The sequence below is a fragment of the Streptomyces sp. XH2 genome (genome assembly GCF_049725035.1).
In the GTDB taxonomy this organism is placed as follows: domain Bacteria; phylum Actinomycetota; class Actinomycetes; order Streptomycetales; family Streptomycetaceae; genus Streptomyces; species Streptomyces roseoverticillatus.
The window spans coordinates 339,063-361,855 of the sequence record NZ_JBMMMZ010000004.1; the positions used below are offsets into that span (position 1 = coordinate 339,063).

Here is a 22,793-nt window from a genome sequence, read left to right on the forward strand (position 1 = left end):
GACTGAGAAGGATTGTGAGCATGAGCCAGAACAGTCTGCGTGTGGTGTGGGTCTACCCCGACCTGCTCAGCACCTACGGCGACCAGGGCAACGTCCTGGTCCTGGAGCGGCGGGCGCGCCAGCGTCGGCTGGACGTCCAGCGCGTCGACATCCGGTCCGACCAGCCCATCCCGACCTCCGGGGACATCTACCTGATCGGTGGCGGTGAGGACCGCCCGCAGCGGCTCGCGGCCGAGCGGCTGCGCCGCGACGGCGGCCTGAACCGGGCCGTCGCCAACGGCGCGATCGTCTTCTCGGTCTGCGCCGGCTACCAGATCCTGGGCCACGAGTTCATCAACGACCTGGGCCAGCGCGAGCAGGGCCTCGGTCTGCTCGACGTCATCAGCACCCGCGGCGAGGGCGAGCGCTGCGTCGGCGACGTCCTCGCGGACATCGACGAGCCGCTGGGCCTGCCGCCGCTGACGGGCTTCGAGAACCACCAGGGCATCACCCACCTCGGCCCGACGGCCCGCCCGTTCGCCCGCGTGCGCTACGGCAACGGCAACGGCACGGGCGACGGCTTCGAGGGCGCGTACAACGACACCGTCTTCGGTACGTACATGCACGGTCCGGTGATGGCCCGCAACCCGCACATCTCGGACATGCTGATCAAGCTGGCGCTGGACGTCAACGCCCTGCCGCCGGTCGACGACCGCTGGTACGAGGCGCTGCGCGCCGAGCGGATCGCCGCGGCGACCCAGTCGGCGTAGCCCCGGCGACCGCATGACGGACGGTCGCGTCCCCCGCCACCCATCGCGGTTAGGGTGGCGGGGACGCAACCGGACGACGGGGTCCGGTCCCCCGCCCTGTTGCGAAGGTTTCTCCCTGTCATGCGCATTGGTGTACTCACCTCCGGTGGCGACTGCCCCGGTCTGAACGCCGTCATCAGGTCCGTCGTGCACCGCGCGGTCGTCGACCACGGCGACGAGGTCATCGGCTTCCACGACGGCTGGAAGGGCCTCCTCGAAGGCGACCACCGCAGCCTCGACCTGGACGCCGTGGCCGGCATCCTGGCCACCGGCGGCACGATCCTCGGCTCCTCCCGCGTCCAGCCCGCACAGCTGCGGGACGGCGTCGAGCGGGCCAAGGGCCACGTGGCCGACCTCGGTCTGGACGCCGTCATCCCGATCGGCGGCGAGGGCACGCTCAAGGCCGCCCGGCTGCTGTCGGACGCCGGCCTGCCGATCGTCGGCGTGCCCAAGACCATCGACAACGACATCGCCTCGACGGACGTCACGTTCGGCTTCGACACCGCCGTCGGCGTGGCCACCGAGGCCCTGGACCGGCTCAAGACCACCGCCGAGTCCCACCAGCGCGTGCTCATCGTCGAGGTGATGGGCCGGCACACCGGCTGGATCGCCCTGCACTCGGGCATGGCCGCCGGCGCGCACGCCATCGTCGTGCCCGAGCGGCCCTTCGACATCGACGAGCTGACCGAAGTCGTCGGCCGGCGCTTCGAGGCCGGCAAGCGCTTCGCGATCGTCGTCGTCGCCGAGGGCGCCAAGCCGCGCGAGGGCTCCATGGCCTTCGAGACCGGTGCCACGGACGTCTACGGGCACGAGCGGTTCGCCGGTGTGGCCCGGCAGCTCTCCGGGGAGCTGGAGCGGCGCCTGGGCAAGGAGGCCCGCCCGGTGATCCTCGGCCACGTGCAGCGCGGCGGCACCCCGACCGCGTACGACCGCGTCCTCGCGACCCGGTTCGGCTGGCACGCCGTGGAGGCGGCGCACCGCGGGGCGTTCGGGATGATGACGGCCCTGCGCGGCACGGACATCACGCTGGTGCCCCTCGCGGAGGCCGCCGAGCGGCTCAAGACCGTGCCGCAGGAGCGGTACACCGAGGTCGAGTGCGTGCTGTGATCCACGCGCAGGAGGCGCCCCCGGCCGTGGTCACGGCCGGGGGCGCCTCTAGTCTGGTCCCGGCGCCTTGGTGCGAAATGGGAGAGAGCGGATGGATCACAGCGGGCCCGGCCTGATGCACATGGACATGCCGCCGTTCACGCTGGAACGGGGGCTGCAGTTCAGCGGCGACGCGTTCTTCATGACCGGCTGTCTGCTGGCGCTGGCCCTCTACGGCTGGGCCGTGGTCCGGCTGCGGCGCCGCGGCGACGCCTGGCCGGTGGGCCGGACCGTCGCGTTCGTCCTCGGTGTGCTGACCGTGTGGCTGGTGATGTGCACCAAGCTCAACGACTACGGCATGGTCATGTTCAGCGTGCACATGGTGCAGCACATGGTCATCAGCATGCTCTCGCCGATCCTGGTCCTGCTCGGCGCCCCGGTGACGCTGACGCTGCGGGCCCTGCCGGCGGCCGGGGGCGGCCGCCGGCGGCCGCGCGAGTGGCTGGTCTCGCTGCTCCACAGCCGCTACATGCGGGTCATCACGCACCCGGTCTTCACGATCCCGATGTTCATCGCGAGCCTGTACGCGCTGTACTTCACCCCGCTCTTCGACTTCCTGATGGAGTCGAAGACCGGGCACATCGCGATGATGGTCCACTTCCTCGCTGTGGGCCTGGTGTTCTTCTGGCCGATCATGGGCGTGGACCCGGGCCCGCACCGGCCGGGCTACGTGATGCGGATGCTGGAGCTCTTCGCGGGCATGCCCTTCCACGCGTTCTTCGGCATCGCGCTGATGATGGCGTCGGAGCCGATGATCGGCACGTACATGCACCCGGCGGCCTCGCTGGGCATCGACGCGCTGGAGGACCAGCAGGCGGGCGGCGGCATCGCCTGGGCGTTCAGCGAGATCCCTTCGGTGGTGGTGCTGCTCGCGCTGGCCTACCAGTGGTACCGCTCCGAGCAGCGGCAGGCCCGGCGCTCCGACCGCGCCGCGGACCGCAACGGCGACAAGGAGCTGGAGGCGTACAACGCGTACCTCGCCTCGCTGCGCTCTCGCGAGACCTGAGGGACGGGCGCACGCGGGAGCATGCGCACGGGATCTGGCGGCAGGGGCCGCGGCCGGGAGACGATGGACTCCAGGCCGCGGCCCCTCGCGCGTCCGCGCGCTCACGGGCCGCCGTGAGGAGGTGCGGGGATGCCCGGATCGGCGAAGACGATGGCGGGGCTGACGGTGGGGGGCCTCGTCGTGGTGACCGCGTATTCGGTGACGATCGGCAGCGACGGCTGGCTGTGGTTCGCGTGGGTGATGCTGTCGCTGCTGACGATAGGGACGCTCGTCGCCCGGGGGACGTGAGCGCCGGAGCCGGGCGGCCCGGCGGCGGGCCCGGGGCTCAGAAACGGAAGACGGGCCCGGTCGCCACGTCGAGCGCACAGGCGTTGGGGAAGGTCTTGTGCCAGACGACGGGGCGGCCGTTCCACTCGCCCTCGGCGGTCGCGGTCACGGGGTCGTACTGGCGGGTGCACCGGTGCTCCGCGCCGGGCACCCGGCCGGGGTCGCCCTTCGCCTTGTTCAGCGTCGTGCACGCCTCGGCGGCGTGCGGGTGGTGGCCGTCGGCGTCCGGGCAGCTCAGCTGCACTCCGCGGATCCAGGTGTTCTGCGCGCCGGAGACGGTGAGGAAGTACTGCCCGTCGGCGCCGCCGGCGCGGCCGTGCTTGCCCGGCCGGCCCGGCTTGCCTTCCGCCGCGGCCTGCGGTGCGGCGAGGAGGAGCAGCGCGGCGGCGGCCGCCGAGGCGGCCACGGCGGTACGGGGTAGGGACATCGGTGCCTCCTGGAGCGGGGTGCCCGGGTCAAGGCCATCGCGCGCGGACCGGGCCCGGCAAGCCGCCGCGCCGCGCCGTCCCCCGGGCGGCAGCGGCCGGCCACCCGGCCGGCCGCGGGAGGAGTCACCCTACTGCGCCCCGGCGCACGAGGAGGACGACACGGCCGCCCCCGCACCGGCCCGCACGGCCACCAGCCACTCCGCCCGCAACCGCTCGTAGGCCCTGCGCTCCTCACCGTTGAGCATCCGGCCGCGGCGCTCGGCCAGGAACGCACGGATCGCGTCGTTGATCTCCTCGGGCGACTGGGTGAGGTCCGGGTTGACGGGCATGTGCACAGGCTACGAGGGAACTGCACTCAAAACACCGAGAACCGTCGAGGTTCCCAGAATGCTCATCAAATGGTCATCCAGCCAAAAACCCTCCCGATGGCGCCTGAGGTGCGGCAACAACGCAGGTGGCGCCCCGGTCCGGGAGGACCGGGGCGCCACGGTGCGGTGCGGTGGGGCTACTTCGCCGCGGCGGCCTTCGGCTCGGGGGTGGCGTGCGGGGCGCACGTCACGTCCTGGGCGTCGAGCTTGCCGTCGACGAGGTAGGCGTCGAGCCGGGCGTTGACGCAGGGGTTGGCCTCGCCCGTGACGCCGTGCGAGCCGGCGTCCTTCTCCGTGATCAGGCGGGAGCCCTTGAAGCGCTTGTGCAGCTCCACGGCGCCCTCGTACGGGGTCGCCGCGTCACGCTCGCTCTGGATGATCAGGGTCTGCGGGAGACCCTTGTGGGTCGTGACCTCGACGGGGTTCCCCTGGGGGGCCTTCCACGTGGCGCACGGCAGGTTCATCCACGCGTTGGACCAGGTCATGAAGGGCGCCTGGCGGTGGATGCGGGTGTTGTCGCGGTCCCACTTGGCCCAGCTGGTGGGCCACTTGGCGTCCGCGCACTCGACCGCGGTGTAGACGGCGTTGCTGTTCTCCGAGGCGATGTTGCCCGCGGTGTTGGACAGGTCGGGGCCGGCGGCCTCGACGAGCGCCTTCTCGTCACCCGCGACGTACTTGCTCCAGGTCTCGGCGACCGGGACCCACGAGGTGTCGTAGTACGCCGCGCCCTGGAAGAAGCTGATCAGCTCGGCCGGGCCGACGACCCCGCCGATGGGCTTCTTCTTGGCGGACGCCCGCAGCGTCTCCCAGTTCTTCTGGACCTGGGCCTGCGTGGTGCCGAGGTGGAAGGCGTCGTCGTGCTTGGCGACCCACGTCTCCCAGTCCTTGAAGCGGGACTCGAAGGCGATGTCCTGCTCCAGGTTGGCCTGGTACCAGATGTTGTCCCGGTCCGGGTTGACGACGCTGTCGACGACCAGGCGGCGGACGTGGCCCGGGAAGAGCGTGCCGTAGACGGCGCCGAGGTAGGTGCCGTAGGAGACGCCCAGGTAGTTGAGCTTCTTCTCGCCGAGGGCGGCCCGGACGACGTCGACGTCGCGCGCGGTGTTCGCCGTCGTCAGGTACGGCAGCAGCTTGCCGCTGCGCTCGGCGCAGCCGTCGGCGTACTCGCGGGCCAGCTTGCGCTGGGCGCGCTTGTCGGCCTCGCTGTCGGGCACCGGGTCGGCCTTGGGGGCCGCGACGAACTTCTGCGGGTCGATGCAGGAGATCGGGGCGGAGTGGCCCACGCCGCGCGGGTCGAAGCCCACGAAGTCGTACGCCTTCGCGGTCTTGGCCCACAGCGGGGCCTTGGTGGTGATCCGGCGCGGGAACTTCATGCCGGAGCCGCCGGGGCCGCCGGGGTTGTAGAGGAGGGCGCCCTGGCGCTCGTCCGCGGTACCGGTGGAGCGGGCCCGGTCCACTGCGATCTTGATCGTGGGCCCGTCGGGCTTGGCGTAGTCGACGGGAACCGTGACGTAGCCGCACTGGATGGGCTTCTCGAGGCCCCAGGCGGCAGGGCAGTCCTGCCACTTGATGCCCGCCTTGGCCGCGCGATCGGCGGCCACCTTCGCGCCGCGGGCCTCGGCGGCCCCGCCCGGCACGCGCTCGCTCGCGCCGGCGGCCGGGGCGGTCAGGAACCCGGCCACCAGCGCGCCGGTCACCAGGGTGCCGGCCGCGCCGAGTATTGACGTGTGTCTCACGTAGGAATCCCCCTGCAAGGTACGCCGCTTGGGGCGGCGGAGATCGCAATGCTGCAAGGGGATCCTTTCGTCTCCCATCCCACAATGGACAGATCGTACGAGCGTTCTTTACTAATCCGTAAGAATGACGAAACATGGCGTGCCACGAGTGGTGCATTTCGTCACTGCTGTCCCGGATCATCCGTATCGGGTTGTATACCGAAATCCACCCCGGAGAGGCCGCTTTCGAGCAGCGTACGGAGCTGCAGGCCGTCCGGCGCGACCGCGCTCACGACGACGGCCGGCCCGGCCAGCGGGGCGACGACGGCCGTCGGCCCCAGGGCCCGGGCCGCGGGCGGGCGCACCGCGAAGGACGGGTCCACGACGAGGAGTTGCCCCGCCGCTCGGTGGCCCCCCAGGACCGCCCCGCCGTCCCAGCCGGGCGCCCCCGGCCCGTACGACAGCTCCTGGTCGTAGAGCGGACGCCCGTCGTGACGGACCGTCAGCCGCGCGGTCAGCCGCCCCGGCCGCTCCCCCGCGCGCCCCAGGATCTGTTCCTCCCGGAACACCAGCCGGGCGGTCGGTGCGAGTTCGACGGTCGTGGTCATCCGCAGCTCGCCGCCGCGGGCCGAGATCAGCGGCTCGGGAAGCCAGTACAGCACCGCGCCGTCGCCGACCCGGATGCGGACGTCGTACATGGCCGGCGCGCCCGTACGGCCCGGCAGGGCGATGGTCGCGGCCGTGGTGCGGAAGTGCAGCGCGGCGCCGTCGCCCACCTCGGCGGAGAGCGCGAGGGCGTCACCGCCCAGCGGCGCGCTCATCGCGCCCACCAGGCACACGCGCGCCTCACGCCCCACCGAGCGCAGGCGCCGCAGCGCGAACGGGCCGGCGCCGTCGAGGACCGGCAGCGCGGTGCCGCCCCTGCCGTCGGCCGCGGCGACGACCTGGGCGGAGGCCAGCAGGCCGGGCCCCGCCGGTGCGAGGGCCGTGGTCACGGCGCCGCGGTCCACGCGGCGAGCTGCGCGCGCACCCACGTGGCGACGGGCTCCACGCCGCCCTCGGTGACGAGGGAGGTGAAGACGGCGGGGAGCTCGCCGCGCTGCGTCTTCGCGTCGCGCGCCATGCCCGCCAGGTCGACGCCGACGTACGGGGCGAGGTCGGTCTTGTTGACGACGAGCAGGTCGGCGGTGGTGATGCCGGGGCCTCCCTTGCGGGGGATGTCGTCGCCGCCCGCGACGTCGATGACGAAGATCTGCGCGTCCACCAGCCCCTTGGAGAAGGTCGCGGTGAGGTTGTCGCCGCCGGACTCCACCAGGACGAGGTCCAGCGGCCCCGCCCCCGAGGAGGAAAACGCGGCCTCCAGGTCCTCCACGGCCTCCAGGTTGGCGGAGATGTCGTCGCGGATGGCGGTGTGCGGGCAGGCCCCGGTCTCCACCGCGGTGATCCGCTCCGGCGGCAGGACGGCGTTGCGCAGAAGGAACTCCGCGTCCTCGCGGGTGTAGATGTCGTTGGTGACGACGGCGATGGACAACTCGTCGCGCAGCGCGCGGCACAGGGCGGCGACGGTCGCCGTCTTACCGGACCCGACGGGCCCGCCGAGCCCGATGCGGAGTGCGCGGCGCGAGCCGTCGGGGCGGACGGGGGAGGCGGCGCCGTAGGTGTGGCGGTGGGGGTAGGTCTCGGGGTGGTCCAGGTGCATGGTCCCCTCCGGGGGGTCGGTGATCGAAAGAGTTCAGGTGGCTACGGGTGATTGCGGGTGACTGCGGATGCCGCCGGGCCCTCGCCGCTGTGGCTGATCGCCGTTGCGGCGGAGAGTTGTGCGCCGTACCGGCGGGGTACGCACGGTGGCGACGGCCTGGTGACGGGAACCGGCGCGGGCCGGGCTCGGTGCGGCACCGCCGGGCTGCCGCGCGGTGGTCGATCGCCGTCGCGGCGGAAAGGTTCGCTGCACCGGCGAGGTACGCACGGCGGCGAGCACGCGGCGCGCTGTCCGGAGCCGGCACAGTCCGGGTGTGGATCGGCACGCCGGGCTGCCGCACGGTGGTCGATCGCCGTCGCGGCAGAGAGGTTCGCCGCACCAGCGAGATATGCACGGCCGCGGGTGCGCGGCCGAGTGCCCGGTAGCCGGAGCCGTCCGGGCGCACTTCGGCACCGCCGGGCTGCCGCGCGGTGGTCGATCGCCGTCGCGGCGGTGGGACGTGCCGGCGGACCGCCATGCCACGCCGCAGGGAAGAAAGAGCCCGCCGCGACGGCGGCAAGCCACCGCGGCGTGTGTCCGGCGGAATGCGCAGGTGCCGCCAGGCCGTGTGGACGGGCGCGCATCAGCTTGCGAAGAGGCGTACCGGCCACGCCGCATGGAGTTCCGCCGTGATGTCGAGCAGGGGGGCCGCGGAGGCCGGCAGGGCGTCCGGGCCCTCCACCGCCGCCCGCGCCGCGGCCTCCGCCGCCCGCGCCGCGACCGCGTCCATCGCGGGTGCGAGCCGGGCCAGAACGGCCGTCGCGTCGAACGGGTCGAGGCTCAGCAGGCGTACGGCCGCGGTGGCCGGGCCGCTGACCGACTCGTAGACGGAGGCGTAGGCCGCGTCCAGCGGGCCCAGTCCCGCGGACCGGGCCGCGAGGCCGAGGACGACCGGCTGGTGGGCGCCGCGCGGCCGGGCCGCGGCGAGGGCGTCGAGCGCGTCCGAGGGCCACGTGGCACGGGCGGCGCGCATCAGCTGCCGGCCCAGGCGCCGGGTGGTGGCCCGCAGGGCGAGTGCGGGAGTGCGGGCGTCCGCGGCGGCGTCGAGAGCGAGCGGGTCGACCCCGGTGGCGGCCGCGGCGGCGAGGGCGGCCGCGGTGAGCCCGGCGGTGTGCAGCCGTCCCCGGCAGAACTCCTCCAGGGTGGGCCCGTCGGTGATCCGCCCCGCTTTGACCGCGGCCTCGGCCCCGCCGGAGTGCGCGTGCCCTCCGGCGGGGAAGCGCCCGTCGGCGAGGACGAGGAGGGCGGCGATCGCCCCGCGGCCCGGCCCGGGCGGGGCGGGCGCCCCCGGCGGGGCGGCCGCCGCGGCTTCGGTGGTCCCTGTCATCAGAACAGGAAGTAGCGCTGGGCCATCGGCAGTTCCGCCGCGGGCCGGGGTTCGATGACTTCTCCGTCGACGGTGACGGTGAACGTGTCGGGGTCGACCTCGACCCTCGGCCTGGCGTCGTTGTTGCGCATGTCGGCCTTGGTCACGCCGCGCGTGGACCGTATGGGGACGAACCGCTTGCCCAGCCCCAGCCGTTCCGGGAGGCCGTCGTCCATGGCCCACTGGGTGACGAAGTTGAGGGAGTTGGCGGCGGGCGCGCGGCCATGGGCGCCGAACATGGGCCGGGGAAGGACGGGTTGCGGGGTGGGGATGGAGGCGTTGGCGTCGCCCATCTGCGCGTAGGCGATCTGGCCGCCCTTGATGACGAGCTGGGGGCGTACGCCGAAGAAGGCGGGGTCCCAGAGCACGAGGTCGGCGAGCTTGCCCTGTTCCACGGAGCCGATCTCGTGGTCGAGGCCCTGCGCGACGGCGGGGTTGATGGTGTATTTGGCGACGTAGCGACGGGCCCGGGCGTTGTCGGCCGGGCCGTCGCCGGGCAGGGCGCCGCGGCGCTTCTTCATCACGTGCGCGGTCTGCCAGGTGCGCAGCACGACCTCCCCGATGCGGCCCATGGCCTGGGAGTCGGAGGAGATGATGGAGATGGCTCCGAGGTCGTGCAGGACGTCCTCGGCGGCGATGGTGCTCGGCCGGATGCGGGATTCGGCGAAGGCGAGGTCCTCGGGGACCGCCGGGTTGAGGTGGTGGCAGACCATCAGCATGTCGAGGTGTTCGTCGACGGTGTTGACGGTGTGCGGCCGGGTGGGGTTGGTGGAGCTGGGCAGGACGTTGGCCTCGGAGACGACGGTGATGATGTCGGGCGCGTGCCCGCCGCCGGCGCCTTCGGTGTGGTAGGCGTGGATGGAGCGGCCGGCTATGGCGGCGAGGGTGTCGCCGACGAAGCCGGCCTCGTTGAGGGTGTCGGTGTGGATGGCGAGCTGGGCGCCGCTCTCCTCGCACACGGCGAGGCAGGCGTCGATGGCGGCGGGCGTCGCGCCCCAGTCCTCGTGGATCTTGAAGCCGACGGCGCCGGCCCGCAGCTGGGCGCGCATCGAGTCGTACGAGACGGTGTTGCCCTTGCCCAGCAGGCCGATGTTGACGGGGTACCCCTCCATCGCCTCGAACATCCGGGCGAGGTGCCAGGCGCCGGGGGTGATGGTGGTGGCCTTGCTGCCCTCGGCGGGCCCGGTGCCGCCGCCGAGCAGGGTGGTGACGCCGGAGGCGAGGGCCTCGTCGGCGGCCTGCGGGCAGATGAAGTGGACGTGGGCGTCGACGGCGCCGGCGGTGAGGATCTTCCCGTTGCCGGCGATGATCTCGGTCTCGGGGCCGATGACGAGGTCGGGGTGGACGCCGTCCATGGTGTCGGGGTTGCCGGCCTTGCCGATGCCGGTGATGCGGCCGTCGCGGATCCCGACGTCGGCCTTGACGATTCCCCAGTGGTCGAGGACGAGCGCGCCGGTGATGACGGTGTCGGGGGCGCCGTCGGCGCGGGTCGCGCGGGACTGGCCCATGGACTCGCGGATGACCTTGCCGCCGCCGAAGACGGCCTCGTCGCCGGCGTGGCCGGGGCCGCCGCTGCGGTCCTCCTCGATCTCGACGACGAGGCCGGTGTCGGCGAGGCGGACGCGGTCGCCTGTGGTCGGTCCGTAGAGGTCGGCGTAGGCGACGCGGCTGAGCTCACTCATCGAGCGGTCCCCCGCACTCGCCGCGCAGGCCCTCGACGATGCGCTTGCCGCCGATGGGCACGAGGTCGACCTGGACGGGGATGCCCGGCTCGAAGCGGACGGCGGTGCCCGCGGCGATGTCGAGGCGCTTGCCGCGGGCCGCGGCCCGGTCGAAGTCGAGGCCGGGGTTGGCCTCGGCGAAGTGGTAGTGCGAGCCGACCTGCACCGGGCGGTCGGCGGCGTTGAGCACGGTGAGCCGGGTGCGGTGCAGGCCCTGGTTGAGGGCCACGGGTCCGGCGGCGTGCAGGATCTCTCCGGGGATCATCGGTCCGCCCCTTCAGCAGATGGGATCGTGGACGGTGACGAGCTTGGTGCCGTCGGGGAAGGTGGCCTCGACCTGAACGTCGGGGATCATCTCGGGGATGCCCTCCATGACCTCGCCCCGGGTGAGCACCTTGCGGCCGGAGGACATGAGCTCGGCGACGGTGCGGCCGTCCCGGGCGCCTTCCAGGACGTGCACGGTGATGAGGGCCACCGCCTCGGGGTGGTTGAGGAGCAGGCCACGGGCCTTGCGCCGCGCGGCGACGTCGGCCGCCACGTGGAGGAGCAGGCGTTCCTGCTCGCGCGGGGAGAGTTGCATGGGTGCCACCTCACTGTCGTCCCGGGGGTCCCGGATGGACACACCGGGCCGCCACCCGAAGTTCAACACGGTGTTGACCTGGGGTTCTTCGGCCGGGGGCCAGGGATTGCAGATTAGGGCCGAACCTTTTCCAACGCGTTAACTCACTCTTTGCGTTGTCATGGCCAGAGCACTGCGGGCCCGCTGTCGCATGCACCTACTGGATCATCTGGGCCGGATCATGGCCGTCCGCCCGCACGACACGTACCGCCGGCTACGGGCACCGCAGACACCGCCGTCGCCGGGCCGCGGCCGCGGCCCGGCTCGCAGACGTGTGCGAACCGGGCGAACGGAAGGTGTGGACGGGCCGTGCCGACGCGGGCGGTACAGGGCTCCGGCGCAGAGCGCCGGGGGCGAAGGGATCTCCGCGCCATGTGCGCCGGAGGGCCGGGGGTCCGCACGCGAATAAACCCGGCTCCGCCCCATGGAGGATCACGGCGTAGACGGGGCGCGGTGATCGATTTGGGGCGGACGGCCGGATTGCGCCCGGCCGGGTACGAACCGCCGCAGGCCAGCCCCTCAGCCGGCTTGCGCGCACCTGATCAATTCGCCCTTTGTCCACCGGAATTGCCCAGGAGTGATCAGCCTCACATACCCCCGGTTCCGCTCGGAATCCGCACGGCGGCTGCGCCAAGATCCCTGCGACGACAAGACCCCGCCACCCCGGCGGGGCGGTCCCGGCGGACGCCGAACCCTGCCGCCGACGGGATGCCGGGTCGACTTGAGTGCACGGCAGGGATGGAGGACCCAAGAGTGGTGGGACGACCAAGAGTAGTGCGGTCGGCCCTTGGGGTGAAGCCGTTGACGACGGCCGGGCAACCTTCGCCTGCCCGAACCCGACAGGTCATCCTTCACAGGCGGCTGACGAAGGGTTAGCGCATGAGCGCGCACAAACGTCCGTCGAAGCTGTCCAGGGCCGGTGCCGCATCGGCCCTCACTCTCGCCGCGGTCGGCGCCACGGTGCTGGCACCGGGCGGCGCGGCAGAGGCGGAAGCGTCTTCCGCCCCCACCACGGCACTCCGGATCGCGGCCTCGAAGCAGGGCTCCCCGTACCAGTGGGGAGCGACCGGCCCCTACCGGTTCGACTGCTCGGGCCTCACGCTCTACTCCTTCAAGCGGGCCGGCAAGTCCCTGCCCCGCACCGCCGCCCAGCAGTACAACAGCACGCAGCACATCCCGCGGTCCGCACGCGAAGCCGGCGACCTGGTCTTCTTCGTCTCCGGGCGCGGCATCTACCACGTCGGGATATACGCCGGGGACGGGAGGATCTGGCACGCGCCCAAGACGGGCGCGGTCGTCCGCCTGGAGCGGATCTGGACCAACAGCGTCCTCTACGGCCGGGTCGGCTGATCCGTTGACCCCCGGGCGAACGAGCCCGCGACCGCCCCGAAGGGGTCCGAGGCCCCCCGCACCCCGTGCGGGGGGCCTGGCCGGCCGGAGGGGAGTTCAGCGCTCGGCGCTGACCGGCACGGTCCAGGGGAGGGAGATCCACACCGTCTTGCCGCCGTCGGAGGTCGGGGTGAAGAACAGCCGCCCCCCGTACTCCGCGGTGAGACAGCGGATGATCACCATGCCGCGGCCGTTGTCCTGCTGGACCGCGGCGGGCAGCCGCCGGGGGAAGCGGGGGTGGCTGTCCGTGACCCCGATGCGCAGCTGCTGGTCGCGGTCGAGGCGGACGTCCACGGTGAAGGTGGGCGACTGGCCCCGGGTGTGCTGCACGGCGTTGGTGGCGAGCTCCGAGACGATCAGGCGCACGGTCTCGGCGGTGTCCGTCCCGCCCGGCAGCCCCCAGTCGGCCAGCACCTCCGCGACATAACGCCGCGCCGTGGATACCGAGCCGGGGGCGCTCGGCAGGGTGACGGTGGCTTCTTGGTGGTCTGCCATGGCGGTGGCCCTTTCAGCCGATGTCTCGACAGACTGTCACTGATAACGCCTGTGATGGGAGCGATCCACCAAGATATGCATATATCTGTCGCTCAAAGCAGTGAACTCTGCGACGAGCGACCGTATTCGCCCGGCACACTGGGCTATTGACACTGACGTATGACAGCGACAGTGGCAGTGATCTAGGGGAGGGCAGGGCCGAATGCGGTACGGACCGGCGGTGCGCCGCCGCAAACTGGGGGCGGAGCTGCGCCGCCAGCGCGAGCTGGCCGGGCTGACGAGCCTGGAGGCCGCGCGCGCGGTGGGCTGGCACCAGTCGAAGGTCAGCCGGATCGAGACGGGCGCAAGTGGCGTGAAACCGTCGGACGTGGCACGGCTCCTGGACGCCTACGGGGTCACCGACTCCGAACTGCGCGTGCTGCTGGGGGCGCTGTGCGGGGCGGGGTCGCCCGTGCCGGGCGAGGGCGCGGGGGCCCGGCGCGGCTGGTGGTACGCCTACCGCGACCGGCTGCCGCCCGCCTATCTGGACTTCATCAGCCTGGAGTCGGAGGCCTCGCGGTTAAGCACCCTGGAGACCACCGTGGTGCCCGGCCTGCTGCAGACGCCCGCCTACGCCCGGGCCGTGACGCGCGCGGCGCTGGGCGATCCCGCTCCGGAACTGGTCGAGGAGCTGGTGCGGGTGCGCATGGCGCGGCAGGCGGTGCTGCGGGGCGAGCGGCCGCTGGAGGTGTGCGCCGTGCTGGACGAGGCGGTATTGCGCCATGAGGTGGGCGGCCCGGAGGTCATGGCAGGGCAGTTGCGGCATCTGGTGGAGACGGGGTCGCTGGGGCATGTGCGGCTGCACGTCCTGCCGTTCTCCAGCGGCGGCCATATCGGCATCACCGGGCCTTTTGTTATCTTCTCATTTCCGCGCATTGCTGATCTGGATGTGGTTGTTCTCGACCACTTGACGAGTAGCCTCTACCTGGAGCGGAAAGAAGACCTCCGGGCGTACGGCGCGGCATTCACGACGCTGCGCGAACACGCGCTCTCGCACGAGAACTCACTGGAATTCATCGCCGGGATCAACGACGGCGCGTAAGGAGGCACCATGTCCGCAATGCCTCGGTACGTACCTGCCGCCCCTTCGTCTCTCCGCGGCGCCTCGTGGCGGCGCAGTAGCTACAGCACCGGATACAACAACTGCGTCGAGACGGCCGGACCGCTCCCGGGCCGCTTCCTCGCCGTGCGCGACTCCAAGAACACGGCCGGTCCCGCCCTGCTCTTCCGTTCCGCCTCGTGGACCTGCTTCGTCGAAGGGCTGCGCGCCGGTCTCCGCTAGGACCGCCGCGGGCTCATCCGGCCGGCGCGGTCCGTACGATCGCGTCGGCCGCCGCCGTCACCTGTCCGTCCGAAAGGTCCGCCCGGGCGGTCAGCCGCAGCCGTGAGACGCCGTCCGGCACGGACGGCGGCCGGAAGCAGCCGACGGCGAAGCCGGCCTCCCGGCAATCCGCCGCCCACCGCACGGCCGCCTCCGGCGAGGGCGCGCGTACGGACACCACCGCCGCGTCGGGCCGCACCGCCTGGAAACCCGCCGCCACCACCCTGCGGTGCAGCTCGGCGGCGATCTCCCGGACCCGGGCCGCGCGCTGCGGCTCGCGGCGCAGCACCGTGAGGGCCGCCAGCGCGGCGCCGGCCGCCGCCGGGGCGAGGCCGGTGTCGAAGATGAACGTCCGGGCGTTGCTCACGAGGTGCCGGATCACGCGCGCGGGGCCGAGCACCGCGCCGCCCTGGCTGCCGAGCGCCTTCGACAGGGTGACCGTCGCGACGACGTCCGGGGCGCCGGCGAGCCCCGCCGCGTGCAGCGCGCCGCGGCCGCCCTCGCCGAGGACGCCGAGCCCGTGCGCGTCGTCCACGAGCAGCGCCGCGCCGTGCTCGCGGCACGCCGCGGCCAGTGCGGTCAGCGGGGCCGCGTCGCCGTCGACGGAGAAGACGGAGTCGGTGACGGCCAGGGCGCGGCCGGCGTGCGCGGCGAGGGCCTTGCGGACGGCGGCGGGGTCGGCGTGCGGCACGATCGCCTTCTCGGCGCGGGCGAGCCGGCAGCCGTCGATCAGCGAGGCGTGGTTGCCCTCGTCGGAGACGAGCAGGGCCCCGCCGGCGCCGTCGCCCGGACCGGCGAGCGCGGTGACGGCGGCGAGGTTGGCGGTGTAGCCCGAGGAGAACACGAGCGCCGCCTCGAAGCCGCAGAACGCGGCGAGCTCCGCCTCCAGCCGCGCGTGCAGGTCGGTGCTTCCGGTGACCAGGCGGGAGCCGGTCGCGCCGGCGCCCCACTGCCGGGCGGCCGCCGCGGCGGCCTCGGTGACCTCCGGGTGGCGGGTGAGGCCGAGGTAGTCGTTGCCCGCCAGGTCCACCAGCGGCGCGTCGGCCGGCCGCGGCCGCAGGGTCCGTACGAGACCGGCCGCGAGACGCCGCTCGTGGTGGGCGTCGATCCAGCCGAAGGCGTCGTCCTGAGGCATGCGGCCGTCCTTCGCGATCCAGGGGCTGTGGGCCGGTTCTGCGGAGCATTCCGTGGGGCGTTCTGTGGAGCCCGTATAGAACCTCCCTAGAACGTAGCGGCCGTCACTCCTGGTCAGGGTGTGGCAATACACACACATCAATCCGCCCCTGTTGTGTAATCCCTACCTTGGCCGGGGGTGCGGCCGTGAGCGAGGATCACCGCCATGGACCTGCTGAACACGCTGGTGGACAAGGGGCTGCGGCGCGAGCTGCCGAGCCGTGAAGAGGCGCTCGCCGTACTGGCGACCTCCGACGACGACCTGCTCGACGTGGTGGCCGCGGCCGGCAAGGTGCGCCGCAAGTGGTTCGGGCGCCGGGTGAAGCTCAACTACCTCGTCAACCTGAAGTCGGGGCTGTGCCCCGAGGACTGCTCGTACTGCTCGCAGCGGCTCGGCTCCAAGGCCGAGATCCTCAAGTACACCTGGCTCAAGCCGGAGGACGCCTCCAAGGCCGCGGCGGCCGGTGTCGCGGGCGGCGCGAAGCGGGTCTGCCTGGTCGCCAGCGGGCGCGGGCCCACGGACCGGGACATCGACCGCGTCTCGAAGACCATCGAGGCGATCAAGGAGCAGAACGAGGACGTCGAGGTGTGCGCGTGCCTCGGTCTGCTCTCCGCGGGACAGGCCGAGCGGCTGCGCGCCGCGGGCGCCGACGCGTACAACCACAACCTCAACACCTCCGAGGCCACCTACGGCGGCATCACCACCACCCACACCTACGCCGACCGCGTCGACACCGTGCAGCAGGCCCAGGCGGCGGGCATGTCCGCCTGCTCCGGCCTGATCGCGGGCATGGGCGAGACCGACGAGGACCTGGTCGACGTCGTCTTCTCGCTGCGCGCGCTGGACCCGGACTCGGTGCCGGTGAACTTCCTCATCCCCTTCGAGGGCACGCCGCTGGCCAAGGAGTGGAACCTCACGCCGCAGCGGGCGCTGCGCATCCTCGCCATGGTGCGGTTCGTCTGCCCGGACGTGGAGGTCCGGCTGGCCGGCGGGCGCGAGGTGCACCTGCGGACGATGCAGCCGCTCGCCCTGCACCTGGTCAACTCGATCTTCCTCGGCGACTACCTGACCAGTGAGGGCCAGGAGGGCAAGGCCGACCTGGACATGATCGCGGACGCCGGGTTCGAGGTCGAGGGCGCGGGCGAGACGACCCTGCCGGCGCACCGGGCGGACGCCGTCGCGGCCGGCGGCTGCGGCGGGGGCTCGTGCGGGCCCTGCGGGGACGACTCCCCCACGGCCGCGGCCCCCGAGGCCGAGGCCGTCACCGGCCAGGACGCGCGGACGGACCTGGTCGCCGTGCGGCGCCGGGGCGCGGGCACGGACCTGCCGCCCAATGCCTGAGCCGCTCAGCCCCGGTGAGCTCCTCGCCCTCGACCGGCAGCACGTGTGGCACCCCTACGGTCCGATGCCGGGCCGCCAGGAGCCGCTGCTCGTCGCGTCCGCGTCGGGGGTGCGGCTGCGGCTCGCCGAGCCGGTCGGCGGCGTGGGCGAGCTGATCGACGGGATGTCCTCGTGGTGGTCCGCCGTCCACGGCTACAACCACCCCGTCCTCAACGAGGCCGCGCGGGCACAGCTCGGCCGGATGAGCCACGTGATGTTCGGCGGGCTCACCCACGAGCCGGCCGTGCGGCTCGCCGCCCGGCTGGTGGAGATCACCCCCGAGGGCCTGGAACACGTCTTCCTCGCCGACTCCGGCTCGGTGTCGGTCGAGGTGGCCGTCAAGATGTGCCTGCAGTACTGGCGCTCGGCCGGGCGGCCGGAGAAGCGGCGGCTGATGACGTGGCGCGGCGGCTACCACGGGGACACGTGGCAGCCGATGGCCGTGTGCGACCCCGACGGCGGGATGCACGAGTTGTGGTCCGGGGCGCTCCCGAAGCACGTCTTCGCGGACGCGCCGCCGGCGCTCTCCTCCGGCCCGGAGGTCCTCTCCGCGTACGCGGCGCACCTGCGCGAGACGCTCGCGGCCCACGCCCACGAACTCGCCGCGGTCATCGTCGAGCCGCTCGTGCAGGGCGCGGGCGGGATGCGCTTCCACGACCCGGCGTTGCTGCGGGTCCTGCGCGAAGCGTGCGACGAGCACGACGTGCTCCTCGTCTTCGACGAGATCGCCACCGGGTTCGGCCGTACGGGCCGGCTGTTCGCGGCCGACCACGCCGGTGTCACGCCCGACGTGATGTGCCTCGGCAAGGCGCTCACCGGCGGCTATCTGACGATGGCGGCGACGCTGTGCACGACGCGGGTCGCCGACGGCATCTCGCGCGGCGAGGTGCCGGTGCTGGCGCACGGGCCGACGTTCATGGGCAACCCGCTCGCCGCGGCGGTTGCCATCGCCTCGATCGATCTTCTTCTGGGCCAGGACTGGCAGACGGAGGTCAAGCGGATCGAGACCGGTCTGCGGGACGGCCTCGCCGGGGCGGCCTCGCTCCCGGGCGTCCGGGACGTCCGGGTGCTCGGCGCGATCGGCGTCGTCCAGCTCGACCACGAGGCCGACGTCGCGGCCGCGACGCGCGCGGTCGTCCGCGAGGGCGTCTGGCTGCGGCCGTTCCGCGACCTGCTGTACGTGATGCCGCCGTACGTGACGGACGACGAGGACGTGGCCCGGGTGTGCGCGGCGGTGTGCGCGGCGGCCCGCGTCGCCTGACGCGGGCCGTACCGGCGGGGCCGGGGCGCGGCCTGCGGCTCCGGTCGCGCCGGTCGCGGGCCGAGGCTGTCCGGCACCGCCGCGTTGCGCCGTTGCGGCTGAGCGCCGTTGCGGCGGATACGGGGTGCCCGGCACGCTCATGCGCCCTGGCCGGCCCGCCACCGCGGCGAGGCCCGTCCGGCACCGCCGGAGCGCGCCACGGTGGCTGATCACCGCTGCGGCGGAGGAATGCGGCGCTGCTGCGCCTCTTGTCTCCGCCGCAGCGGCGCTCGGCAGGGACGGCGCGGCCCGGCGGTGCCGGACAGCCCCCGGCCGGGAACCAGGAACACACGACAGAAGGCTGAGGAGACCCATGACCGTACTGGTCGTCACCGGGACCGGCACCGAGGTCGGCAAGACCGTCGTCACCGCGGCCGTCGCCGCCGCGGCGCGCGCCGCGGGCCGCACCGTCGCCGTGCTCAAGCCCGCGCAGACCGGTGTCGCCCCGGGCGAGCCGGGTGACGTCGCCGAGGTGCGGCGGCTCGCGGGGGACGCGGTGACCGGGGAGGAGCTCGCGCGGTTCCCCGAGCCGCTCGCGCCGGGCACGGCCGCGGCCCGGGCGGGCCTCTCCCCCGTCCGGCCGCCGGAGATCGCGGAGGCGGCCGCGCGGCTCGCGGAGAGCCACGACCTGGTCCTCGTCGAGGGCGCCGGCGGCCTCCTCGTCCGCCTGGACGAGGAGGGCACGACCCTCGCGGACGCGGCGCGGCTGCTGGGCGCCCCCGTCCTTCTCGTCGCGCAGGCCGGCCTCGGCACCCTCAACACGACCGCCCTCACCGCGGAGGCCCTGCGCGCGCGGGGCCTGCGCTGCCAGGGCGTCGTGATCGGCAGCTGGCCGGCCGCCCCGGACCTGGCCATGCGCTGCAACCTCGCCGACCTGCCGGAGGCGGCCGGCGCCCCGCTGCTCGGCGCGGTGCCGGAGGGCGCGGGAACCCTCCCGCCGGAGGCCTTCCGCACGGCGGCCCCCTCCTGGCTGGCGCCGGAGCTGTCCGGCTCCTGGGACGCCGAAGGCTTCACCGCGACCCACCGCTGACCTCACCCGCCCCGGCCACCCCACGCACCCCGCCCGCCCCAACTGCCGCGACCGCAGCGGAGCTTGCGGCGCGGCGACGGTGCGGGCCGCTCCGGCCGGGGAACAATCGCGGTAGCCGTCGTCCCCGGAAAGGGGTGTGTGCCATGCCGCCGCTTCGGAGCACCAGGTTGCCGCACGACGCCGTGCACCATCCGGTCTTCGCCCGCTTCTACGCGAGGGTGAGCCCGATCATCGACGAGCGGGCGGGCATCGGGGAGCACCGGCGCGAGCTGCTGGCCGGCCTGTCGGGCCGCGTGATCGAGATCGGCGCGGGGAACGGCCTGAACTTCCCGTTCTACCCGCCGACGGTCTCCGAGGTGGTGGCGATCGAGCCGGAGCGCGGCCTGCGCAGGATCGCGGTGGACGCGGCGGTGCGGGCGGGCGTCCCGGTGGACGTGGTGCCGGGCGCGGCCGAGGCGCTGCCGGTGAAGAGCGAGGCGTTCGACGCGGCGGTGACCTCGTTGGTGCTGTGCTCCGTACGGGACGTGCGGCGCGCGCTGGCGGAGCTGCGGCGGGTGCTCCGGCCGGGCGGTGAGCTGCGGTTCTTCGAGCACGGGCGGGCGGAGGGCCGGGCGCTGGCGGTCACCCAGTACGCGCTGGACCGGACGCTGTGGCCGGTGCTGTTCGGCGGGTGTCACACGGCGCGGGATCCGCTGGCGTCGATCGAGGCGGCGGGGTTCGAGCTCGGTGCGTACAGCCGGCTGCGGGTCCCGCGGACCCGGGTGCCGACCCCGGCCTCGCCCTGTGTCCTGGGCGTGGCCAGACGGCCCGCGGCGCCGGACCCGGCGGGTCCGGCGGGCGGTCACGCGTAAGCCCTCCTCCGTGAGCCCTCCTCGCTGAGGAGCCCCGCTCGGCACCGGGCGCCTTTTGCCCGTCCTTTACCATGGGTGGACAGCTTCCCGTACGACATGAAAGGTGTGAGCGTCCGCCCATGGGCGAGCCTCCCAGTAGCCCCCGCAGCCGACATCGCGCGGTCCCCGTCCCTCCGTCCGATCATGGAACGGAGGTGAACCGATGACCGAGGTAGTCCTGCTGGTGGTCGCCCTGCTGCTGACGCTGGCCTGTGCCGTCTTCGTCGCGGCGGAGTTCTCGCTCACCACCGTCGAGCGCGCCGACCTCGAGCGCGCCGCCGAGAACGGCGAGCGCGGCGCGGCGGGCGCGATCCAGGCCGTGCGCAGCCTCACCTTCCAGCTCTCCGGCGCCCAGCTCGGCATCACCGTCACCGGCCTGATCATCGGCATGATCTCCAAGCCGTCCATCGCGACGCTGCTCACGGGGCCGATGGAGGCGATCGGCCTCGGCGCCGCCGCGGCCTCCTCGACGGCCCTGGTGCTGGCCACGGTGCTGTCCACCGTCGTGCTGATGGTGGTCGGCGAGCTCGTCCCGAAGAACTGGGCGATCTCCCGGCCGCTGCCGGTCGCCAAGCGGGTGGCGGGCCCGCAGCGCGCGTTCTCCGCCGCGTTCCGCCCGCTGATCCGGCACCTGAACAACACCGCGAACCGGACCCTGCACCGGATGGGCCTGGAGCCCGCCGAGGAGCTGGCCTCCGCGCGCGGCCCGCAGGAGCTGGCCGCGCTGGCCCGCCACTCCGCCAAGGAGGGCACCCTGGAGGCGGACGCCGCCGAGCTGTTCGTGCGGACCCTGAGCCTCGCCGACCTGACGGCGGAGAACGTGATGACGCCCCGTGTCCAGGTCATCGCCCTGGACGCCCAGGCCACCGCGGAGGACGTCGCGAACGCCACCCGCGCGACCGGCCTGTCCCGCTTCCCCGTCTACCGCAACAACCTGGACACGGTCGTCGGCGTCGCCCACATCAAGGACGTGCTGGCGATACCCGCCGACCGGCGCCCCCGCCACCCCGTCACCTCGATCCTGCGCGAGCCGCTGCTCGTACCGGAGTCGCTGACGGTGGACCGGCTGCTGGACCGGCTCTCGGGCAAGCGCACGATGGCCGTCGTCATCGACGAGTACGGCGGCACCGCCGGCGTCGTCACCCTGGAGGACATCGTGGAGGAGGTCGTCGGCGAGGTCCGCGACGAGCACGACCCCCGCGAGGTGCCCGACCTCGCGCCCGCCGGCACGGACCCCGACGGCCGCCCGCTGTACGACGCGGACGGCGCGGCCCGCACCGACCAGCTGGAGATCATCGGGCTGCACGCGCCGGACGGGCCGTACGAGACCCTGGCCGGTCTCGTCGCCACCGAGCTCGGCCGGATCCCCGGCCGGGGCGACACCGTGGAGGTCGCGGGCTGGCGCGTCGACGTCGTCGACGCGACCGGTCACCGCGCGGCCCGCGTGCGCCTGACCGGGCCGCCCGCGGACGCGGACGCCGGCACCGGGAACCCGGGGGAGGCCGGCCGATGACCTTCGTCCAGCTGCTGATCGGTCTGGCGACGCTCGTCGTCAACGCCTTCTTCGTGGGCGCGGAGTTCGCCCTCATCTCGGTCCGCCGCAGCCAGATCGAGCCGTACGCCGACCGGGGCGACCGGCGCGCCCGCAGCGTCCTGTGGGGCCTGCGGCACATCTCGGCGCTGATGGCCGCGGCCCAGCTCGGCATCACGCTGTGCACGCTGGTCCTGGGCGTGGTCGCCGAGCCCGCGATCGCGCACCTGCTGGAGCCCGTCTTCGACGTGCTCGGGGTGCCGCACGGCCTGGTCCACCCCATCTCGTTCGTCATCGCGCTGGCCGTGGCGACGTACCTGCACATGCTGTTCGGCGAGATGGTGCCGAAGAACATCGCGCTGGCCGAGCCGGTGCGCACCGCCCTGCGGCTCGGCCCGCCGCTGGTCGCCCTGGCGCGGGCGCTGCGCCCGTTCGTCTTCGCCATCAACTCCTTCGCCAACGGCCTGCTGAAACTGCTGCGGGTGGAGCCGAAGGACGAGGTGGCGGCGACGTACTCGGACGACCAGCTCGCGCGGATCGTCGCCGACTCCAGCGCGGCCGGCCTGCTCGACTCGCGGGCCACGGAGCGGCTGCGCGACGCCCTGGAGCTGGGCAAGCGCCCGGTGCGGGACGTGGTCACGCCCGTCGAGCGGGTGGTCTCGGCGCCGCTGGGCGTCACTCCCGAGGGGCTGGAGCGGCTGTCGGCCGACTCCGGGTTCTCGCGGTTCCCGGTGGTGGACGCGGCGGGCCGCATCCTGGGCTATCTGCACGTGAAGGACGCCCTGGACGCCCGGCCGCGGGACTTCCCCTTCCCGCTGCAGCGGATGCGCCGGATCGCGACGGTCCCGGCGACGACGCCGCTGGACGACGTCATCACCACGATGCGCGGCACGGGCACGCACCTCGCCGCGGTGATAGGCGAGGACGGCAAGCTGGCCGGGCTGGTCACGCTGGAGGACCTGCTGCGCGAGCTGGTGGGGCGCGCGGTGCAGTGACCCGCACCGGCGCGGCCCCGGCCCGGG

The 22,793-nt window shown here is 73.4% G+C and carries 24 protein-coding genes and 1 riboswitch; of the genes, 13 read left to right on the plus strand and 11 right to left on the minus strand.

The annotated features are described in order from the left end of the window. Positions 1-20 precede the first annotated feature (20 nt). From ACOTKD_RS10955 to ACOTKD_RS10970, 4 genes are all read left to right on the plus strand, one after another. Positions 21-749, plus strand: coding sequence for a type 1 glutamine amidotransferase (locus ACOTKD_RS10955; protein WP_058041480.1), 729 nt, complete (start codon positions 21-23; stop codon positions 747-749). Between the two features lie 120 nt (positions 750-869). Beyond that, on the plus strand, positions 870-1,895 hold the full coding sequence (locus ACOTKD_RS10960) for a 6-phosphofructokinase (protein WP_424888693.1): 1,026 nt from the start codon (positions 870-872) through the stop codon (positions 1,893-1,895). 91 nt (positions 1,896-1,986) lie between these two features. Next, positions 1,987-2,940 carry a cytochrome c oxidase assembly protein gene (locus ACOTKD_RS10965; RefSeq protein ID WP_424888694.1) on the plus strand — a complete coding sequence of 318 codons (954 nt, stop codon included), beginning with the start codon at positions 1,987-1,989 and terminating at the stop codon, positions 2,938-2,940. A 129-nt stretch (positions 2,941-3,069) separates the two neighbouring features. Next, positions 3,070-3,228: a hypothetical protein gene (locus ACOTKD_RS10970; protein ID WP_424888695.1), complete on the plus strand. Its 159-nt coding sequence runs from the start codon at positions 3,070-3,072 to the stop codon at positions 3,226-3,228. 37 nt (positions 3,229-3,265) lie between these two features. On the opposite strand, the gene ACOTKD_RS10975 is transcribed toward ACOTKD_RS10970, so the two are convergent. The 9 genes from ACOTKD_RS10975 to ACOTKD_RS11015 form a co-directional block, all read right to left on the minus strand. Continuing rightward, positions 3,266-3,694, minus strand: coding sequence for an SSI family serine proteinase inhibitor (locus ACOTKD_RS10975; RefSeq protein WP_424888696.1), 429 nt, complete (start codon positions 3,692-3,694; stop codon positions 3,266-3,268). Between the two features lie 129 nt (positions 3,695-3,823). Continuing rightward, on the minus strand, positions 3,824-4,024 hold the full coding sequence (locus ACOTKD_RS10980) for a hypothetical protein (protein ID WP_106681640.1): 201 nt from the start codon (positions 4,022-4,024) through the stop codon (positions 3,824-3,826). Between the two features lie 176 nt (positions 4,025-4,200). Next, positions 4,201-5,799 carry an alpha/beta hydrolase gene (locus tag ACOTKD_RS10985; protein WP_424888697.1) on the minus strand — a complete coding sequence of 533 codons (1,599 nt, stop codon included), beginning with the start codon at positions 5,797-5,799 and terminating at the stop codon, positions 4,201-4,203. A gap of 161 nt (positions 5,800-5,960) precedes the next feature. After that, positions 5,961-6,773, minus strand: coding sequence for an urease accessory protein UreD (locus ACOTKD_RS10990; protein WP_424888698.1), 813 nt, complete (start codon positions 6,771-6,773; stop codon positions 5,961-5,963). Further along, positions 6,770-7,477 (minus strand): urease accessory protein UreG, encoded by a 708-nt coding sequence (gene ureG, locus ACOTKD_RS10995; protein ID WP_424888699.1) that lies wholly within the window; start codon positions 7,475-7,477, stop codon positions 6,770-6,772. Before ureG ends, ACOTKD_RS10990 begins: the two co-directional genes overlap by 4 nt. A 622-nt stretch (positions 7,478-8,099) precedes the next feature. After that, a complete protein-coding gene (locus tag ACOTKD_RS11000; RefSeq protein ID WP_424888700.1) occupies positions 8,100-8,843 on the minus strand; it encodes an urease accessory protein UreF in 744 nt (247 codons plus the stop codon). Next, positions 8,843-10,564 carry an urease subunit alpha gene (locus ACOTKD_RS11005; RefSeq protein WP_424888701.1) on the minus strand — a complete coding sequence of 574 codons (1,722 nt, stop codon included), beginning with the start codon at positions 10,562-10,564 and terminating at the stop codon, positions 8,843-8,845. Before ACOTKD_RS11005 ends, ACOTKD_RS11000 begins: the two co-directional genes overlap by 1 nt. After that, the gene (locus ACOTKD_RS11010; RefSeq protein ID WP_106678807.1) at positions 10,557-10,868 is read right to left on the minus strand and encodes an urease subunit beta; all 312 of its coding nucleotides are present in this window, start codon (positions 10,866-10,868) and stop codon (positions 10,557-10,559) included. Before ACOTKD_RS11010 ends, ACOTKD_RS11005 begins: the two co-directional genes overlap by 8 nt. 12 nt (positions 10,869-10,880) lie before the next feature. Next, positions 10,881-11,183, minus strand: a complete 303-nt coding sequence (locus ACOTKD_RS11015; RefSeq protein WP_106678867.1) for an urease subunit gamma — start codon at positions 11,181-11,183, stop codon at positions 10,881-10,883. Between the two features lie 738 nt (positions 11,184-11,921). After that, a riboswitch (cyclic di-AMP (ydaO/yuaA leader) is annotated at positions 11,922-12,097 on the plus strand. A gap of 4 nt (positions 12,098-12,101) precedes the next feature. On the opposite strand from ACOTKD_RS11015, the gene ACOTKD_RS11020 reads away from it, so the two are divergent. After that, on the plus strand, positions 12,102-12,572 hold the full coding sequence (locus tag ACOTKD_RS11020; RefSeq protein WP_424888702.1) for a C40 family peptidase: 471 nt from the start codon (positions 12,102-12,104) through the stop codon (positions 12,570-12,572). Between the two features lie 96 nt (positions 12,573-12,668). On the opposite strand, the gene ACOTKD_RS11025 is transcribed toward ACOTKD_RS11020, so the two are convergent. Further along, positions 12,669-13,106, minus strand: a complete 438-nt coding sequence (locus ACOTKD_RS11025) for an ATP-binding protein (protein ID WP_367136724.1) — start codon at positions 13,104-13,106, stop codon at positions 12,669-12,671. A gap of 202 nt (positions 13,107-13,308) precedes the next feature. Between ACOTKD_RS11025 and ACOTKD_RS11030 the strand changes: the two genes are divergently transcribed. Continuing rightward, complete coding sequence (locus tag ACOTKD_RS11030) at positions 13,309-14,187, plus strand: helix-turn-helix domain-containing protein (protein WP_424888703.1); 879 nt, start codon at positions 13,309-13,311, stop codon at positions 14,185-14,187. A gap of 9 nt (positions 14,188-14,196) precedes the next feature. Beyond that, complete coding sequence (locus ACOTKD_RS11035; protein ID WP_424888704.1) at positions 14,197-14,427, plus strand: DUF397 domain-containing protein; 231 nt, start codon at positions 14,197-14,199, stop codon at positions 14,425-14,427. 13 nt (positions 14,428-14,440) lie between these two features. Here the strand turns inward: ACOTKD_RS11035 and ACOTKD_RS11040 are convergent, their stop codons facing one another. Further along, positions 14,441-15,601, minus strand: a complete 1,161-nt coding sequence (locus ACOTKD_RS11040; RefSeq protein ID WP_424888705.1) for an 8-amino-7-oxononanoate synthase — start codon at positions 15,599-15,601, stop codon at positions 14,441-14,443. A gap of 204 nt (positions 15,602-15,805) precedes the next feature. Here ACOTKD_RS11040 and bioB point away from each other — a divergent pair, with 204 nt between their 5' ends. The 6 genes from bioB (at position 15,806) to ACOTKD_RS11070 (ending at position 22,766) form a co-directional block, all read left to right on the plus strand. Further along, positions 15,806-16,981: a biotin synthase BioB gene (gene bioB, locus ACOTKD_RS11045; RefSeq protein WP_424888706.1), complete on the plus strand. Its 1,176-nt coding sequence runs from the start codon at positions 15,806-15,808 to the stop codon at positions 16,979-16,981. Continuing rightward, complete coding sequence (locus ACOTKD_RS11050) at positions 16,974-18,281, plus strand: adenosylmethionine--8-amino-7-oxononanoate transaminase (RefSeq protein ID WP_424888707.1); 1,308 nt, start codon at positions 16,974-16,976, stop codon at positions 18,279-18,281. Before bioB ends, ACOTKD_RS11050 begins: the two co-directional genes overlap by 8 nt. Positions 18,282-18,633: 352 nt before the next feature. Further along, entirely contained in the window at positions 18,634-19,350 is a 717-nt protein-coding gene (bioD, locus tag ACOTKD_RS11055; RefSeq protein ID WP_424888708.1) for a dethiobiotin synthase, read from the plus strand. Between the two features lie 143 nt (positions 19,351-19,493). Further along, positions 19,494-20,201 (plus strand): class I SAM-dependent methyltransferase, encoded by a 708-nt coding sequence (locus ACOTKD_RS11060; protein WP_424888709.1) that lies wholly within the window; start codon positions 19,494-19,496, stop codon positions 20,199-20,201. Positions 20,202-20,403: 202 nt separating this feature from the next. Beyond that, entirely contained in the window at positions 20,404-21,753 is a 1,350-nt protein-coding gene (locus ACOTKD_RS11065) for a hemolysin family protein (protein ID WP_424888710.1), read from the plus strand. Then, positions 21,750-22,766, plus strand: coding sequence for a hemolysin family protein (locus ACOTKD_RS11070; RefSeq protein ID WP_424888711.1), 1,017 nt, complete (start codon positions 21,750-21,752; stop codon positions 22,764-22,766). Before ACOTKD_RS11065 ends, ACOTKD_RS11070 begins: the two co-directional genes overlap by 4 nt. The last annotated feature ends 27 nt before the right edge of the window (positions 22,767-22,793 follow it).

Coding starts and splice junctions, on each gene's coding strand:
- ACOTKD_RS10960 (WP_424888693.1), top strand. CDS start 870: ATGCGCATTGGTGTACTCACCTCCGGTGGCGACTGCCCCGGTCTGAAC.
- ACOTKD_RS11000 (WP_424888700.1), bottom strand. CDS start 8,843: ATGACAGGGACCACCGAAGCCGCGGCGGCCGCCCCGCCGGGGGCGCCC.
- ACOTKD_RS11025 (WP_367136724.1), bottom strand. CDS start 13,106: ATGGCAGACCACCAAGAAGCCACCGTCACCCTGCCGAGCGCCCCCGGC.
- ACOTKD_RS11040 (WP_424888705.1), bottom strand. CDS start 15,601: ATGCCTCAGGACGACGCCTTCGGCTGGATCGACGCCCACCACGAGCGG.
- ACOTKD_RS11030 (WP_424888703.1), top strand. CDS start 13,309: ATGCGGTACGGACCGGCGGTGCGCCGCCGCAAACTGGGGGCGGAGCTG.
- ACOTKD_RS11065 (WP_424888710.1), top strand. CDS start 20,404: ATGACCGAGGTAGTCCTGCTGGTGGTCGCCCTGCTGCTGACGCTGGCC.
- ACOTKD_RS10970 (WP_424888695.1), top strand. CDS start 3,070: ATGCCCGGATCGGCGAAGACGATGGCGGGGCTGACGGTGGGGGGCCTC.
- ACOTKD_RS10965 (WP_424888694.1), top strand. CDS start 1,987: ATGGATCACAGCGGGCCCGGCCTGATGCACATGGACATGCCGCCGTTC.
- bioB (WP_424888706.1), top strand. CDS start 15,806: ATGGACCTGCTGAACACGCTGGTGGACAAGGGGCTGCGGCGCGAGCTG.
- ureG (WP_424888699.1), bottom strand. CDS start 7,477: ATGCACCTGGACCACCCCGAGACCTACCCCCACCGCCACACCTACGGC.
- ACOTKD_RS10955 (WP_058041480.1), top strand. CDS start 21: ATGAGCCAGAACAGTCTGCGTGTGGTGTGGGTCTACCCCGACCTGCTC.
- ACOTKD_RS11050 (WP_424888707.1), top strand. CDS start 16,974: ATGCCTGAGCCGCTCAGCCCCGGTGAGCTCCTCGCCCTCGACCGGCAG.
- ACOTKD_RS11005 (WP_424888701.1), bottom strand. CDS start 10,564: ATGAGTGAGCTCAGCCGCGTCGCCTACGCCGACCTCTACGGACCGACC.
- ACOTKD_RS11020 (WP_424888702.1), top strand. CDS start 12,102: ATGAGCGCGCACAAACGTCCGTCGAAGCTGTCCAGGGCCGGTGCCGCA.
- ACOTKD_RS11010 (WP_106678807.1), bottom strand. CDS start 10,868: ATGATCCCCGGAGAGATCCTGCACGCCGCCGGACCCGTGGCCCTCAAC.
- ACOTKD_RS11060 (WP_424888709.1), top strand. CDS start 19,494: ATGCCGCCGCTTCGGAGCACCAGGTTGCCGCACGACGCCGTGCACCAT.
- ACOTKD_RS11035 (WP_424888704.1), top strand. CDS start 14,197: ATGTCCGCAATGCCTCGGTACGTACCTGCCGCCCCTTCGTCTCTCCGC.
- ACOTKD_RS10975 (WP_424888696.1), bottom strand. CDS start 3,694: ATGTCCCTACCCCGTACCGCCGTGGCCGCCTCGGCGGCCGCCGCCGCG.
- ACOTKD_RS11070 (WP_424888711.1), top strand. CDS start 21,750: ATGACCTTCGTCCAGCTGCTGATCGGTCTGGCGACGCTCGTCGTCAAC.
- ACOTKD_RS10980 (WP_106681640.1), bottom strand. CDS start 4,024: ATGCCCGTCAACCCGGACCTCACCCAGTCGCCCGAGGAGATCAACGAC.
- ACOTKD_RS11015 (WP_106678867.1), bottom strand. CDS start 11,183: ATGCAACTCTCCCCGCGCGAGCAGGAACGCCTGCTCCTCCACGTGGCG.
- bioD (WP_424888708.1), top strand. CDS start 18,634: ATGACCGTACTGGTCGTCACCGGGACCGGCACCGAGGTCGGCAAGACC.